General features: G+C 66.2%; 14 protein-coding genes and 1 other RNA gene. 8 read left to right on the top strand and 7 right to left on the bottom strand.

The genetic code is table 11. The annotated features are described in order from the left end of the window. Positions 1 to 55: 55 nt before the first annotated feature. The 3 genes from GV044_RS02240 to GV044_RS02230 all read right to left on the bottom strand — a co-directional run bounded on the left by GV044_RS02240 (position 56) and on the right by GV044_RS02230 (position 2,774). Positions 56 to 709: a glutathione S-transferase family protein gene (locus tag GV044_RS02240; protein WP_159864862.1), complete on the bottom strand. Its 654-nt coding sequence runs from the start codon at positions 707 to 709 to the stop codon at positions 56 to 58. 129 nt (positions 710 to 838) lie between these two features. Continuing rightward, on the bottom strand, positions 839 to 1,744 hold the full coding sequence (gene rpoH, locus GV044_RS02235) for an RNA polymerase sigma factor RpoH (protein WP_201298995.1): 906 nt from the start codon (positions 1,742 to 1,744) through the stop codon (positions 839 to 841). A 94-nt stretch (positions 1,745 to 1,838) separates the two neighbouring features. Continuing rightward, positions 1,839 to 2,774, bottom strand: coding sequence for an RluA family pseudouridine synthase (locus GV044_RS02230; RefSeq protein ID WP_159864857.1), 936 nt, complete (start codon positions 2,772 to 2,774; stop codon positions 1,839 to 1,841). Between the two features lie 98 nt (positions 2,775 to 2,872). Here GV044_RS02230 and GV044_RS02225 point away from each other — a divergent pair, with 98 nt between their 5' ends. The 4 genes from GV044_RS02225 (at position 2,873) to rnpB (ending at position 5,159) form a co-directional block, all read left to right on the top strand. Further along, complete coding sequence (locus GV044_RS02225; RefSeq protein ID WP_159864853.1) at positions 2,873 to 3,268, top strand: M67 family metallopeptidase; 396 nt, start codon at positions 2,873 to 2,875, stop codon at positions 3,266 to 3,268. A gap of 50 nt (positions 3,269 to 3,318) precedes the next feature. Continuing rightward, positions 3,319 to 3,963, top strand: coding sequence for a histidine phosphotransferase family protein (locus GV044_RS02220; RefSeq protein WP_159864849.1), 645 nt, complete (start codon positions 3,319 to 3,321; stop codon positions 3,961 to 3,963). Positions 3,964 to 4,014: 51 nt separating this feature from the next. Continuing rightward, positions 4,015 to 4,719, top strand: coding sequence for an N-acetylmuramoyl-L-alanine amidase (locus GV044_RS02215; protein ID WP_159864846.1), 705 nt, complete (start codon positions 4,015 to 4,017; stop codon positions 4,717 to 4,719). A gap of 9 nt (positions 4,720 to 4,728) precedes the next feature. Beyond that, positions 4,729 to 5,159, top strand: an RNA gene (rnpB, locus tag GV044_RS02210) — RNase P RNA component class A. A gap of 11 nt (positions 5,160 to 5,170) precedes the next feature. On the opposite strand, the gene GV044_RS02205 is transcribed toward rnpB, so the two are convergent. The 3 genes from GV044_RS02205 to GV044_RS02195 all read right to left on the bottom strand — a co-directional run bounded on the left by GV044_RS02205 (position 5,171) and on the right by GV044_RS02195 (position 7,963). Then, positions 5,171 to 5,740: a DUF1579 domain-containing protein gene (locus tag GV044_RS02205; RefSeq protein WP_159864843.1), complete on the bottom strand. Its 570-nt coding sequence runs from the start codon at positions 5,738 to 5,740 to the stop codon at positions 5,171 to 5,173. Positions 5,741 to 5,864: 124 nt separating this feature from the next. Continuing rightward, positions 5,865 to 7,028 (bottom strand): diguanylate cyclase, encoded by a 1,164-nt coding sequence (locus GV044_RS02200; RefSeq protein ID WP_159864840.1) that lies wholly within the window; start codon positions 7,026 to 7,028, stop codon positions 5,865 to 5,867. A 110-nt stretch (positions 7,029 to 7,138) separates the two neighbouring features. After that, a complete protein-coding gene (locus tag GV044_RS02195) occupies positions 7,139 to 7,963 on the bottom strand; it encodes a metallophosphoesterase family protein (RefSeq protein ID WP_159864837.1) in 825 nt (274 codons plus the stop codon). 238 nt (positions 7,964 to 8,201) lie between these two features. On the opposite strand from GV044_RS02195, the gene GV044_RS02190 reads away from it, so the two are divergent. Together GV044_RS02190 and GV044_RS02185 are read left to right on the top strand one after the other, a co-directional pair. Further along, complete coding sequence (locus GV044_RS02190; RefSeq protein ID WP_159864834.1) at positions 8,202 to 8,969, top strand: TorF family putative porin; 768 nt, start codon at positions 8,202 to 8,204, stop codon at positions 8,967 to 8,969. A 165-nt stretch (positions 8,970 to 9,134) separates the two neighbouring features. Continuing rightward, positions 9,135 to 9,554, top strand: a complete 420-nt coding sequence (locus GV044_RS02185; protein WP_159864831.1) for a VOC family protein — start codon at positions 9,135 to 9,137, stop codon at positions 9,552 to 9,554. A gap of 3 nt (positions 9,555 to 9,557) precedes the next feature. Here GV044_RS02185 and nhaA read toward each other — a convergent pair whose 3' ends face one another. Next, positions 9,558 to 10,748 carry a Na+/H+ antiporter NhaA gene (nhaA, locus tag GV044_RS02180; protein ID WP_159864828.1) on the bottom strand — a complete coding sequence of 397 codons (1,191 nt, stop codon included), beginning with the start codon at positions 10,746 to 10,748 and terminating at the stop codon, positions 9,558 to 9,560. Positions 10,749 to 10,879: 131 nt separating this feature from the next. Here nhaA and GV044_RS02175 point away from each other — a divergent pair, with 131 nt between their 5' ends. Together GV044_RS02175 and GV044_RS02170 are read left to right on the top strand one after the other, a co-directional pair. Beyond that, on the top strand, positions 10,880 to 12,271 hold the full coding sequence (locus GV044_RS02175; protein WP_159864825.1) for a glycosyl transferase family protein: 1,392 nt from the start codon (positions 10,880 to 10,882) through the stop codon (positions 12,269 to 12,271). Beyond that, positions 12,268 to 13,458, top strand: coding sequence for a hypothetical protein (locus tag GV044_RS02170; protein WP_159864822.1), 1,191 nt, complete (start codon positions 12,268 to 12,270; stop codon positions 13,456 to 13,458). Before GV044_RS02175 ends, GV044_RS02170 begins: the two co-directional genes overlap by 4 nt. Positions 13,459 to 13,536: the final 78 nt, after the last annotated feature.

The following is a 13,536-nucleotide window of genomic DNA, read 5'->3' as shown; positions in this document are numbered from 1 at the left end:
CCTGCGACAGGCCGATGCCTTGCAGCGACCAACGGCAACTTCGATTGTCGACCCGTTAACGTTCCGCTCTACTGCGCTCGAAGGCCGTGAGCTGGGCAGCAAACGCACGCTGGTACGCGGGCCTGGCTTCCCCGCGCGCGAGATAGGCTTCAAGATTGGGATAGGCGCTCAGCAAGCCTGAGCTTCGGATCCGCAGCAGCACGGAAACCATCATCAGGTCACCTGCGCTAAAGCCGCATTCGAGCCACTCGGCATCGCCGAGCGCGCGCGATAGCTGCTCCAGGCGCTGGTCTACCCGCTGCTCCAGCATCGGCATGCGCGCAGCGAACCAGGGCTTGTCGCGCTCCAAGACCAGCGCCATCGAGTGTTCGACGATCGGCGGTTCCACCGTGTTGAGTGCTGCGAACATCCATGCGACCGCACGCTTCCGCGCCGCCTCGTCTTGCGGCAGCAGCCCTGTGCGCCGCGAGGCGATATGGAGCACGATCGCGCCGGTCTCGAACAGGACGAGCCCGTCCTCCTCGTAGCTGGGGATTTGACCGAATGGTTGGAGCGCCAGATGCGCCGGCTCCTTCATCTCCGCGAACGAGAGCAGCCGTACTTCGTAGGGCTGGCCGACCTCCTCGAGTGCCCAGCGCACCCGCATGTCGCGCGCCAGGCCTCGGCCGCGGTCGGGTGAGCTTTCGAAGGCAGTGATGGTCACGGTCATGGCGGTGCTCCGCTTTGGTCGCACCAGCATGCCTCGCCGGGCACCGCCTGAGAAGCGCACAACGAAAAAGGGCCGCCCTTGCGGACGGCCCTCTTCGATCATCACGGCGAAAGCGTCAGCCGGCCACGCTCAACCAAGCGCGGGCAACAGCCGCTTGTCCGTAGCGATACGGTTCATCGCCTTCTGCAGCTTTTCGAACGCGCGCACCTCGATCTGGCGCACTCGCTCGCGGCTGACATGATAGACCTGGCTCAGCTCCTCGAGCGTCTTCGGGTCATCGGTCAGGCGACGTTCGGTGAGAATGTCGCGCTCACGCTCGTTGAGCGAGTCCATGGCCTCGACCAGCAGGTCGTGGCGCACGGTCTTCTCCTCGGCCTCGGCGACGATCTCGTCCTGCAGCGGATTGTCGTCCTGCAGGATGTCCTGCCACTGGCCTTCGCCTTCCTCGCGCAGCGAGACGTTGAGCGACGCGTCGCCGCCCATCATCATGCGGCGGTTCATGTTGACCACTTCAGTCTCGGACACGCCGAGCTTGGTCGCGATGGCCGCCACGTGCTCGGGATGCAGGTCCGAGTCCTCGTAAGCGTCGAGGTTCTTCTTCATGCGGCGCAAGTTGAAGAACAGCTTCTTCTGCGCGGCGGTGGTGCCCATTTTGACGAGGCTCCACGAGCGCAGGATGTACTCCTGGATCGAAGCCTTGATCCACCACATCGCATACGTTGCCAGGCGGAAGCCGCGCTCCGGCTCGAACTTCTTGACGCCTTGCATCAGGCCGATGTTGCCTTCGGAGATCAGCTCGGACACCGGCAGGCCGTAGCCGCGGTAGCCCATGGCGATCTTGGCTACGAGGCGCAGGTGGCTGGTCACCAGTTGCGCCGCCGCCTCACGATCCTCATGTTCGCGGTAACGCTGGGCGAGCATGTATTCCTGCTCGGGCGCCAGCACCGGGAACTTCTTGATCTCGGAGAGGTAGCGATTGAGGCTCTGCTCGCCCCCGAGTGAGGGAACGGCTGGCAGATTGCGTTCCTTAGTCACGTGATCCGTCCTTTCTGTGTCGGCCCACGGTCGAAGACCCATGCAGGCGTCTTATCTTGGGGCCACCTGTGCAGTATAGCACACATATCCGATTTCAGTCTTGCAATTCCCTGATCAGAGTTACCATATCTTCCGGTAACTGGCTGACGAGGTGGACCGTTTCTCCTTTAACGGGATGGACGAAGCCGAGTTCCGCGGCGTGCAAAGCTTGCCGCTGGAATTGTAGCCGGTCGAGGAGCGGTCGCAGCTGGGAAGGTGTGCGTCCATACGTCGGATCTCCTAGTAGCGCATGACCGATTGACGCCATGTGAACGCGCACCTGATGCGTGCGTCCGGTCTCGAGCCTGCACTCCACCAAAGCCGCGGATTTCAGCCGTTCCAGCACCTTGTAGTGGGTGACTGCGTGCTTGCCGCGGCCGTCTTCGACGAGAGCCATCTTCTTGCGATTAGTACTAGATCGGGCGATGGCACCTTCGATCCGCCCCGCCGTCGAGCGCGGATGACCCGACACGACCGCCCGGTAGGCGCGTACGATGGAATGGTCGGCGAACTGCCTGGCGAGTCCCTCATGGGCAACGTCGGTCTTGGCGGCGACCAGCAGGCCAGAGGTGTCCTTGTCGATCCGGTGGACAATCCCCGGGCGTGCCACGCCGCCGATGCCCGAGAGTTGACCGTGACAGTGGTGCAGCAGCGCGTTGACCAACGTGCCGTCCAGATTGCCGGCGGCGGGATGGACCACGAGGCCGGCAGGCTTGTCGACGACGATCAGGTGCTCGTCCTCGAAGGCGATCACCAGCGGGATATCCTGCGCCTCTGCTTCGGCAGGAGCAGCTTGCGGGACGTCGATCGCGAAGGGCGTCCCTTGCGCGATCTTGAGCGAAGGCTGCGATACGACGGAGCCGGAAACGGTGATGCAGCCCTCTGCAAGCAACGCTTTGATCCGCTCACGCGACAGGCCACTGGCGTCAGCCAGTGCCTTGTCGAGGCGGCCTTCGGCGCTGGTGGCGCCCGTAATGATCGCTTCGCTCACGTGGTTGCACGCGGAGGCGCAGAGGTGGAAGCGCCTCCGCGCAAAACGGATGAAGAGATAAAGTGCAGCAGCCCCCCGGTCATGCTTAGTACGTGGGCATGACGGTCGAGGTGACAAGTGGCGTCTTGGCCACACTGCGCGAGGAAGCGGAGCGGGCGGCTCCGCGCGAGTGCTGCGGCCTGCTGCTGGGGCAGGGGAGGCGGATCGAGCAAGCGCTGCCCGCCGCCAATGTTTCGCCCGAACCGCTCACCCGCTTCGAGATCGATCCCATTGCTCTGCTAGGCGCGCACAAGGCGGCGCGGGCCGGTGGCCCGGAGGTGATCGGCTATTACCACTCGCATCCCAGCGGGCATCCGGTGCCGTCGGCGACCGACTGCGAACATTCCACCGGCGATTTGCGCGTCTGGGCCATCGTCGCGGGTGGCGAGGTTGCTTTCTGGCGCGATAGCGGGAATGGATTTACGCCACTTTCCTGCCAGGTTGTCGAAGGCTAGGGCGCCGACAGCTGCCCAGGCCTGAGAAGAAGAAACGGATAAGCGATCCCATGACCACCAGTGCGCTCGACCTTGCCAGCCTGCTCTGCTCGCGCCTGTGCCACGACATGCTCAGCCCCGTCGGTGCGCTCAGCAACGGGCTCGAGCTGCTCGCGGACGAGAAGGATCCCGACATGCGCCAGCGCTGCTTCGAGCTGCTGGAGCAAAGCGCGCGCATCTCGGCAGACAAGCTCAAATTCTTTCGCCTCGCATTCGGCGCGGCAGGGGGCTTTGGAGAGCTGGTTGCGGTCAACGAGGCTCGCGTGCTGGTGGATGCGCTTGTCGCCAACAATCCGCGCATCACCGTGGAATGGGCGTTCGGGAGCGATGCGCTGCCCAAGCCGGCGATAAAGACCCTGCTCAACTTTGCACTGATCGGCATGGAAGCGCTGCCGCGCGGCGGGGTGCTCTCGCTCGCCGCGGAGCAGCGCGACGGCGTGAGCGAGATCGTCGTGCGTTCGGAAGGTCCGCGGATCGCCTTCGATCGCGACATCGGCCGCGCCTTGCAGGGTGAGCTGCCCGACGCCGAATTGTCGAGCCGCACCGCGCCCTCGGCCATGCTGGCGGCGCTGGCGCGTACGGTAGGCGGCCAGATGCAGTACATGCTGGGCGACGATGCCCTGGTGCTCGGCGCCATGCTGCCCGACGCGGCCTGACGGCAGAGGGTCGGTTGCAGAGGGCCGAGGGCAGAGGTTAGGGGTGGGACGATGAACCGCTGGCTGGTCAACAAGGTCATCCCCTCGCCCAACTTCAACGATCGGCAGCTGCCGATCACGATGGTGGTGCTCCACTACACCGGCATGCGCACCGCGGGCGAGGCGCTCGCACGGCTGTGCGATCCCTCGTCCCAGGTTTCCGCGCATTACATGATCGAGGAGGATGGCACCGTCATCAACCTGGTGCCCGAGGACAAGCGCGCCTGGCACGCGGGCAAGTCGTACTGGCGCGGGGTGACCGACATCAACTCGGCCAGCATCGGCATCGAGCTGGTCAATCCGGGGCACGAGTTTGGCTATCGCCCATTTCCTGAGCCGCAGATGGACGCTCTGCTGCCGCTGCTGGCCGATATGATGGACCGCCACGACATTCCGCGCGCCAACGTCGTCGGCCACTCCGACGTGGCGCCCGCGCGCAAGGTCGATCCCGGCGAGTACTTCGATTGGGCGCGGCTGGGCGAACTCGGCCTCGCGCTCGAGATCCCCAAGGCGAAGATGAACCTGTTCTATGACAATCCCGGCGCGTTCTACCTCGCATTGGAGCGGTTCGGGTACGACATCATCGACGGGCGCGCTGCCGTGGCCGCATTCCAGCGACGCTTTCGACCCGAATACATCGACGGCGAGATCGACGGGGAGATCGGCGGCATCCTGCTCGAGCTCCTGTTGGAACGCGACACCGGTCGTGCTAGGTGAGCCCCCGCGCCGGGGAGCCGGGCAGCCGCGTCATCTCACCTGAGGTGCCGAGGAAAGTCCGGGCTCCACGAAACAAGGGTGGCGGGTAACGCCCGCCGGGCGAAGGGTTTCGGCCCGAAGCTTAGGGAAAGTGCCACAGAGAGCAGACCGCCGAGTCTCTTCGGAGCCAAGGTAAGGGTGAAAGGGTGCGGCAAGAGCGCACCGCGCTTCCGGTAACGGCAAGCGGCATGGCAAACCCCACCCGGAGCAAGACCGAATAGGGGCTGCGCGCCAAGGCCTTAGGGCCGAGGCGGGTCTGTTTCGGACCCGACAGCCCGGGTTGGTCGCTGGAGCGGTGCAGCAATGCACCGCGTAAGAGGAATGGCTGCCCTCGGCGATACGGTCCTGCAAGCAGGATACCGTCGACGAGACAGAACCCGGCTTACAGGCTCCCCGGCGTTTCTACTTCAGGTCAGGGGTTCGGCGTGACCGCGCCTGCGCCGGGCCAGGCGTTGTCGCCGATGCGGTCGAGATCCATCGTGAACACCTTCACCGGCGACTTGCCCTCGGCCTCGTAGAGGCTGTCCTCGTGCCAGTGCTTGCCCGAGAGCGTGGCGACATGGCGGATATGCGCAGCGGGTCCTGCAGGCATGGTCCACTCGAACCCGGTCGCGGTCGCCACCAGCGTGAAGCTGCCGGCGCGCCCGCCTGCGTAGGACTGCATGGCATAGCTGCTGCGAGCCGCATCGTAGCTGATGATCGCGAAGGCGTTGAAGCCGCCAGCCGAGCCGTCGGGCTTGTACGAGCGACCCTCGATGATGCGGATGGTGCCGTCCAGCATGGTGCCGACCCGCTCGGTGTGAACCAGCGACAGCGGCGCCCCACCGCCGGACTGAAGCACCGTTGCGTGCCCGCGCCACTCGCCATCGAGCGCGGCCAGCTTCTCCATCCCGGCTTTCTGAGCGCCTGCGTCCGGCGCTTGGACTTGCGCGCTGGCTGAAACTGACACAGCCGCGAGCGCTGCGGCACATGCGAAACGCATCATCCTATCCCCCTGCTGCCGAACGGGCGCCTGCCTGCGCTGGTCCGGAGGTCAGAATGGGTCGGCGCGGTGGCACTAGCAAGGTATTTCCGCCGGCTCGTCAGGGTCTTGTAGGCCGACCTGCTCAGGCCGCCGCACAGACGAGTGGCGGGGCGAACTCGATGCGATTGCGACCGCGCGCCTTGGCGAGATAGAGCGCACGATCGGCTGCCGAGAGCAGGCTGCTGAGTTCGAGGCCGTCGCTGCCGAGTTCGGCCACGCCAATGCTGACGGTCGCGCTGACAGGCTCCCCCTGCGCATCGTGGACCAGCACGGCGGCAAGGCCCCGCACCACGGCATCCCCGATCAGGCTTGCGCTCTTGCGGTCATGGCCGGGCAGCACGGCTGCGAACTCCTCTCCGCCCAGTCGCGCGACGATTGCGTCGGGTCCCGCTGCCTTGCGCACGACACGCGAGAAGTGGCGCAGCACCTGGTCGCCAGTCGCGTGACCATGCCGGTCGTTGATCGCCTTGAAGTGATCGAGATCGAATGCCAGCAGCGCGCCTCCGCGCGTGTTTAACAGGACCGCCTCGCCCTGCTCAAAGAACCAGCGGCGATTGCCCAGGCCGGTCAGGTAGTCGGTCTGCGAAGCTTCGAGCAGTTGTGCATGCGCCTCCTCGCGCACCAGCGCCAGCAAGGCCATCGGCAGACCGACCGAGTAGAGCACGCCTTCGTACATCGTGACCTTGCCGGCGAGCGTCACTGCCTCAATGCCGTAGACGCTCGCGAACGCGGGAAGCGCGAAGCTTCGGCCAAGGTAGAACAGCGCGTGCACGCCCGCGACGGCGATCACGATCGGACGTGCACGCATGGTGCGCAAGGCCCGGTTGCGGGCCATTTCCCATGCGGTGGCGGCGCTTACGAGCGCGATCGGCAACGCGCTCAGGTAATTCCAGAACTGCACCTGCCACATCGCGCCACCGACTGCCCAGGCGACGACCGACAACGCTAGCAAGCCTATGCTCGCGCGACGGTGGCTGCGCTTATCAAGAACCGCGACGCCATGAAGGATCAGCAGGTACCCGCCCAGCATCGTGACGTTGCTGAGCGCGGCGCCCAGCGCGCCAGGCAGCGAGTCCCTGGTGGTGGCAAGCGCGCAGCCCATGGCAAGTGCGAAGTAGCCACCGGCGAGCACCATCATCTCTCGCGAGCGCTTCGGGCGGGCAGGGCACTCCCACAGCGTCATGGCGGTGCTGAGCAGGAGCGTGCCGACAGCCAGGCAATATAGGGTCAGAAGATCGACGCGCATAACCCACACCAAGTATCCTTGATGTGGGCATAAGGTGGACCCGAAAAGATACTGTTAACGCGTGGTAATCCTGATCGGCTTTCGCGCAGCCCCCGCCAGGCTCGCGGCGATCAGGCGGCTTGCGCGACCGACGCGATCTCGCCGCTTTCCTGCTCGCACGCCTGGATCAGCCAGCGCTGGGTGCCTTCGAGGCCGATCGCAGTCAGCTTGCCGCTCATGAAGGCGCCGGTATCGATGCCGATGCGATTGTGCATCAGCTCGGGCTTGTCGGTCACGGTGTGGCCGTGGACGATCATGCCGCCGAAATCGCCGCCATGGCTGAGGAAAGGCTCACGGATCCAGCGGCAGTCCTGGCCGGTCTGACGCTCGAGCGGCATGTCGGGCCGCACTCCGGCATGGACGAATACGTAGTCGCCGAAACGAACCATCTTTTCGAACCCGGCGATGAAATCGCGATCTTCCTGCGGCACTGCATCGGCCATGATCCGCTGCAGTTCTTCGCCCTCGGCCTCGCCCAGAACCCGTGCCGACACGCCGTAGGAGAGCAGCGTGACCCGACCCCCAAAGCGCATGAAGCTGCGCAGGATGCCCTGCTTGCTGAAGCTGTCGAGGAACATCTCCTCATGGTTGCCCATGATCAGCTTGATCGCGCGCTGCTTCGCCCAGTCACGCGCGCGCGCAACCACGCCGGCACTGTCCGGCCCGCGATCGATCAGGTCACCCAGCAGCACGATGCTGGTGCGCGCCGGCTTGCGCCGCGCGTCGTCCGCTTCGATCGAGCGAATCATTTCTTCGAACAAGTCGAGCCGGCCGTGGATGTCGCCTACGGCGTAGACCCTGGTACCCGGGGGCGTAGCGGCCGCTGCCGTCGGTCGAGGAGGCTGCGCGGGCCTGCCTGTGAGCTTGTCCGTGAACTGGCGAAGTAAGCTTTTCATTGTGTTGCGCTGCATCATATCCGCTCGCGCATTAGCGGGCAAGACGTGGCCGCATCCTGAACAAGTTGCCTCAAATCAACACTGCGGCCAGCAATCTTTCGCAATGGTTCAGAAATAAGTTGTGCAATGCAGCAGATCGGTGCAGCCAACGATGGCTGTCGATAGAGGGCCCGAACCAAGAGGCTTGGCAGCAGCAGGTGGGACAAGTCTGAAATAGAACTTGTGAGGGAATTTGCACATGTCCACGTCCGTCCGCGGCGTTTTCGCCGCCTCTCTGCTTGCGTGCTCCGCATTCGCCGCGACGCCCGCCTTTGCCCAGGATGAGACCAGCCCTCCGAAGGAGATCACGGTCACCGGCAACGTCGCGCTCACCAGCGACTACCGCTTCCGCGGCGTGTCGCAGTCCGGTGGCGACATCGCCGTTCAGGGCGGCATCACGATCTCGCACTCGAGCGGCTTCTACATCGCGACTTGGGCTTCGTCGCTCGACGTGGGCGATGCATATGGCAGCACCGAGGTCGACCTGTTCGGCGGCTGGACCGGTGAAGTCAGCCCTGGCCTGACGCTGGACGCGGGTCTGCTGTACTACGCCTATCCGAACGGCCGCGGGGCCGACTCCGAATTCTTCGAGCCCTACGCCTCGGTCAGCGGCCAGGCCGGTCCTGCCAAGATCAAGGTCGGTGCCGCCTACGCCTGGAAGCAGGATGCGCTGCCCAACTTCTACACCGGCCGCAAGGACGACAACCTCTACGTCTACGGCAACGTCGACATCGGCGTTCCCAGCACGCCGCTGACCGTATCGGGCCACATCGGCTACACCGACGGCAGCCTGGCTCCGTGCTACTACTGCAATGCCGACAAGAGCGGCTGGGACTATTCGATCGGCGCATCGATGACCCTGTTCGGTCCGCTTTCGGCCAGCGTCTCCTACGTCGGCGTCTCGGGCGCGAGCGTAGACAGCTACACCGACGACACCGTGGTCGGCACGCTGACCGCCACCTTCTGATCACCACGTAGATCCGCTCAAGAGCCCGTCCGGAGCGATCCGGGCGGGCTCTTCGCGTTTGGGCCCAGGCCGCTTGCCTTGCGATCGTGCGCCGGATCGGGCACTTGGCGCCTCATGTCCGCGAGCGCCGCATGCTCGCGCCAGGATCGACAGACGAGGCCGCACATGACCCAGTTCCTCCACACCATGATCCGCGTCAGCGACCCCGACGCCACCATCCGCTTCTTCGAGCTGATCGGCCTCCAGGAAGTCCGGCGCGTGTCCAACGAGGCCGGACGCTTCACCCTGATCTTCCTGGCGGCACCGGGGCAGGAGGGCGTCGCCGAAGTCGAGCTGACGCACAACTGGGACCCGGAGGAATATGCCGCCGGCCGTAACTTCGGGCACCTCGCCTATCGGGTCAACGACATCTACGAGACGTGCCAGCGTCTGCAGGACGCGGGCGTCACCATCAACCGCCCGCCGCGCGATGGGCATATGGCCTTCGTCCGCTCGCCCGACGGGATCTCGGTCGAGCTGCTGCAGGACGGGCGCCTGCCCGCGCAGGAGCCCTGGACGAGCATGCCCAACGTCGGCAGCTGGTAGGCTTCACGCCGTCCGCGTCGGTGCCAACCTGAGCACGGCATAGCCGAGCAGCGCCGACAGCAGCGATCCGGCGAGCACGCCCAGCTTTGCTTCTTCCACCAGTTGCGGATGGTGGGGGAAGGCTAGGGCGCCGATGAACAGGCTCATGGTGAAGCCGATCCCGCACAGGATCGCCATGCCCCACAGCTGCATCCAGCTGGCGCCCGCCGGAAGCGCTGCAAAGCCGAGCGCCCGGGCAGCGACAAGCGCGGCCATGATGCCCAGCTGCTTGCCGGCGAACAGGCCGAGCGCGATGGCGAGAGGCACCGGGTCCAGCACGGCGGACAGGCCTGCTCCCGCCAGCGCGACGCCAGCATTGGCGAACCCGAACAGGGGCACCACGACGAAGCTGTTCCACGGCACCAGCGCATGCTCCAGGCGCAGCAGCATGCTGTCTCCGGCCGCATTGTTGCGCAGCGGTACGGTGAAAGCCGCGAGCACGCCCGCGATCGTCGCATGGATGCCGGAGTAGAGGACGCAGAGCCAAAGCCCGAGGCCCAGCAGCAGGAACACCGGCACACGGCGCACTCTGCTGCGATTGGCGGCGACCAGTCCAGCGAAGAATGCCAGCGCGCCCAGGCCCCAGGCCAGGTCGACGGACGGCGTGTAGAACACCGCGATGATCGTCACTGCGCCTAGGTCATCGACGATGGCGACCGTCAGCAGGAACAGCCGCAGCGATGCCGGCACGCGCTTGCCGATGAGGCCGAGCACCCCCACGGCAAACGCTATGTCGGTGGCGGCCGGGATGGCCCAGCCACGCGGCACTTCGCCGCCGTCACCCGCCACGAGCAGATAGACCAGGGCAGGCATCGCCATCCCGGCGGCGGCGGCGAACACCGGCAGGCGGCGGCGACGCGGGTCCGAGAGGCCGCCTTGCAGGACCTCGCGCTTGATCTCCAAACCGACGACGAAGAAGAACACCGCCATCAGCGCGTCGTTGATCCACAGGTGCAGTGTGTCGAGCTTGGGAACCGGCGACCAGGGCAGGGCCGCATGGAACAGTTCATGGTAGCCGTGCTGCAGAGGCGAATTCGCCGCCAGCATCGCCGCCGCCGCTACGGCGATCAGCAACAAACCACCGGCAGCTTCCCCTCGCGCTATGCGGTTGATGGCTGACGCGAGGCGGTTGGCTGGGTGTCGAGACATCAGCATCCTCTCCCCGATGTGGTCGCCGAGGGCAAGCTGCAGGGTCCGCTCACCGGCAGCGCTCAGGACATGGTTACAGGATTGTAAATAGCGGGACCTTCTAAGTATTCCTACGATGCGCTTCGGGGGTTCAGACCATGCCTGAAGATGTGATCCGATCGATTCTCTCGGGGGTGCAGCTGCTGGAGCAGGAGCTGCTGTATTTCGCGGCGTTCTGGTTCGTGCTCGGCGCTCTCGATGAATTCGCCGTCGATTGCGTGTGGTTGGTGCTGAGAGCGTTCAAGACGAAGTCGCCTCGGATCGCCGACGCCGCAGCTCGCCCCGGTGCGATCGCCGTCTACATCGCGGCCTGGAAGGAGTCGCAGGTCATCGGCCACACCATCGGCCATGCCCTGCGCGTCTGGCCTCAGCGGGACCTCCGGCTCTACGTAGGCTGCTATGGCAACGATCCGGTGACGGTCGCTGCTGCCATGGCAGGTGCCGCGGGCGATCCGCGCCTGCGGATCGTCATCCACGATCGTCCCGGCCCCACGACGAAGGCCGACTGCCTCAACCGCGTCTACCGCGCCATGTGCGACGACGAGGGGCGCGAGCGGCGGCGCTTTGCGGGCGTGGTGATGCACGATGCGGAGGACATGGTGCACGCCGATGCCATCGCCGTGATCGCCTCCGGCCTAGCCGATGCGGACTTCGTGCAGCTGCCGGTTTTGCCCGAACCACAGCCAAGCTCGACATGGATCGCGGGGCACTACTCGGACGAGTTCGCCGAAGCGCACGGCAAGACGCTGGTGGTGCGTGACGCGCTCGGCGCACCGATCCCGGCGGCGGGCGTGGGCTGTGGCTTCGGACGCGAGCGGCTGGGAGCGCTCGCCAAGGTGCGCGAGGCGGAGGGCGGCAACGGACCCTTCGCATCCGAGTGCCTGACCGAGGATTACGAACTCGGGCTGCTCTTCTCGCATGCCGGTGGCCGCTCGCGCTTCCTGCGGGTGCGCGATGCCGACGGCAGGTTGGTCGCGACCCGCGCCTATTTCCCGGCGACGCTGGAGACGGCCGTGCGCCAGAAGACGCGGTGGATCCACGGCATCGCGCTGCAGGGCTGGGACCGGCTCGGCTGGTCGCGCCGGCCTGTCGATGGCTGGATGCGGCTGCGTGACCGGCGCGGTCCGCTGATGGCGGTCGTGCTCGCCGCTGCGTACGGGTGGCTGTGCCTGACAGGTGTGCTGTTCGCCGCCAAACTCGCGGGCCTCGTCACGCCCGTGCGCACGTCACCGGGGCTCAGAATCATGCTGTGGGTGTGCCTCGCCAGCATGATCTGGCGCGTGGCGATGCGGTTCGCCTTCACCGCGCGCGAGTACGGATGGGCCGAGGGCTTGCGCTCGATCCCGCGCATGTTCGTCGCCAACATCATCGCGATCATGGCGGGGCGGCGCGCGCTTGCCTCCTACATGCGCACCTTGCGAGGGGGCGCGGTGATTTGGGACAAGACCGAGCATAGCCACCATCCCGCCACGCTGCAGGCGGCGGCATGAACGCGCCCGCTCGCCGCCGCCTGCGTGGGCAGCCGCTTGTAGTGCTGGGCGCGCTGCTGCTCGGCTGGGTGGGGGCGCGGGTCACCAGCATCGGCTCGGATGGCGGCATGAACCTGCCCGAGGCGGTGCTGACCGTCGGCACCGCGACAGCGGCCACGGAGGGGCATGTCGGGCCACAAGGGGCGGCGTACTATGCCGGGCCGCTGTCGTATCCGAGCCAAGCCTATCCCGCTCAGGCTTATGCCGGACCGCCGATGATGTTCGCGCCTAGCGTACAGTACGTGCCTGTCTATTACGTCCCAGGGCCTGCGATGCCGGGGCAGGTCCAGCGCTTGCCGGCGCGGATGGCGATGGCACCGGAGAGCGAAAGCTTTTTCCCGGGCTTCCCGCAGGACCGTCCCATTGCCGCCACCCGCCGCGAGGAACAGTTCGGCACGTTCGAGACGTCGCCGAGCGCTCCAGCCACAGCCCATCTTGGCGAGTCGGGAACGCTGCTGGGTGGGCGGATGGACCGCCTGATCGGACAGCGCAGCCGCTGGTCGGGAGACGCCTGGGCACTTTTGCGCAAGGATTTCGGCATCGCCCCTGCGCCCGGCACCCTGCCTGCCACTTACGGCGCAAGCCAGACGGGCGCGGTGTTCCGCTATCGCCTCAGCCTCAAGGATGCGCACCGGCCGACCGCCTACGTGCGCACGACCACGTCGCTCGGGACCTTCCGCGAATCCTCGGCGGCGCTCGGCTTCTCCGGCCGACCCTTGCCGTCGTTGCCGATCGTTGCCGGCGTCGAAGCTCGAGTGACGGATGCCAACGGCTCGCGCCGGGTCCAGCCCGCGGTGATCGCGGTCACCGAAGTGCCGCCGCTCGCGCTGCCCGGCGCCTTGCGCGCAGAGGTCTACGGCCAAGCGGGATATGTCGGCGGCCGCTATGCCACGGCTTTCGCCGATGGGCAGCTGCGGGTCGATCGCTCGCTCCTCAGCGTGGGCCGGATCGAGGCGCGGGTCGGCGCCGGCGCCTGGGGCGGAATCCAAAAGGGCGCGTCGCGGCTCGACGCGGGGCCGGGCGCGACGGTGACGCTCCCGCTGACATCCAAGATGTTCGGCCGGGTCGCCGTCGACTACCGCTTCCGCGTCACTGGCAACGCCGAACCGGACTCGGGTCCGGCACTGACCCTGGCTACGGGGTTCTGAAGCCGGATCGACAGAACTCACCGCATAACGCCGGTCGCGCCGCAACGCGCCTTTTCTCGGCCACACGGGTAGGCTAGC

The organism is Novosphingobium sp. 9U (genome assembly GCF_902506425.1).
Taxonomy (GTDB): domain Bacteria; phylum Pseudomonadota; class Alphaproteobacteria; order Sphingomonadales; family Sphingomonadaceae; genus Novosphingobium.
The sequence above is the reverse complement of the archived record's forward strand: the minus strand, read 5'-3'. Positions and strand labels throughout refer to the sequence as shown.

What these genes read in the sequence shown, in the direction of transcription:
- GV044_RS02225 (WP_159864853.1), top strand. Translation starts at nt 2,873, where the DNA reads ATGACGGTCGAGGTGACAAGTGGCGTCTTGGCCACACTGCGCGAGGAA.
- GV044_RS02185 (WP_159864831.1), top strand. Translation starts at nt 9,135, where the DNA reads ATGACCCAGTTCCTCCACACCATGATCCGCGTCAGCGACCCCGACGCC.
- GV044_RS02190 (WP_159864834.1), top strand. Translation starts at nt 8,202, where the DNA reads ATGTCCACGTCCGTCCGCGGCGTTTTCGCCGCCTCTCTGCTTGCGTGC.
- GV044_RS02175 (WP_159864825.1), top strand. Translation starts at nt 10,880, where the DNA reads ATGCCTGAAGATGTGATCCGATCGATTCTCTCGGGGGTGCAGCTGCTG.
- nhaA (WP_159864828.1), bottom strand. Translation starts at nt 10,748, where the DNA reads ATGCTGATGTCTCGACACCCAGCCAACCGCCTCGCGTCAGCCATCAAC.
- GV044_RS02195 (WP_159864837.1), bottom strand. Translation starts at nt 7,963, where the DNA reads ATGAAAAGCTTACTTCGCCAGTTCACGGACAAGCTCACAGGCAGGCCC.
- GV044_RS02170 (WP_159864822.1), top strand. Translation starts at nt 12,268, where the DNA reads ATGAACGCGCCCGCTCGCCGCCGCCTGCGTGGGCAGCCGCTTGTAGTG.
- GV044_RS02240 (WP_159864862.1), bottom strand. Translation starts at nt 709, where the DNA reads ATGACCGTGACCATCACTGCCTTCGAAAGCTCACCCGACCGCGGCCGA.
- GV044_RS02200 (WP_159864840.1), bottom strand. Translation starts at nt 7,028, where the DNA reads ATGCGCGTCGATCTTCTGACCCTATATTGCCTGGCTGTCGGCACGCTC.
- GV044_RS02220 (WP_159864849.1), top strand. Translation starts at nt 3,319, where the DNA reads ATGACCACCAGTGCGCTCGACCTTGCCAGCCTGCTCTGCTCGCGCCTG.
- GV044_RS02215 (WP_159864846.1), top strand. Translation starts at nt 4,015, where the DNA reads ATGAACCGCTGGCTGGTCAACAAGGTCATCCCCTCGCCCAACTTCAAC.
- GV044_RS02205 (WP_159864843.1), bottom strand. Translation starts at nt 5,740, where the DNA reads ATGCGTTTCGCATGTGCCGCAGCGCTCGCGGCTGTGTCAGTTTCAGCC.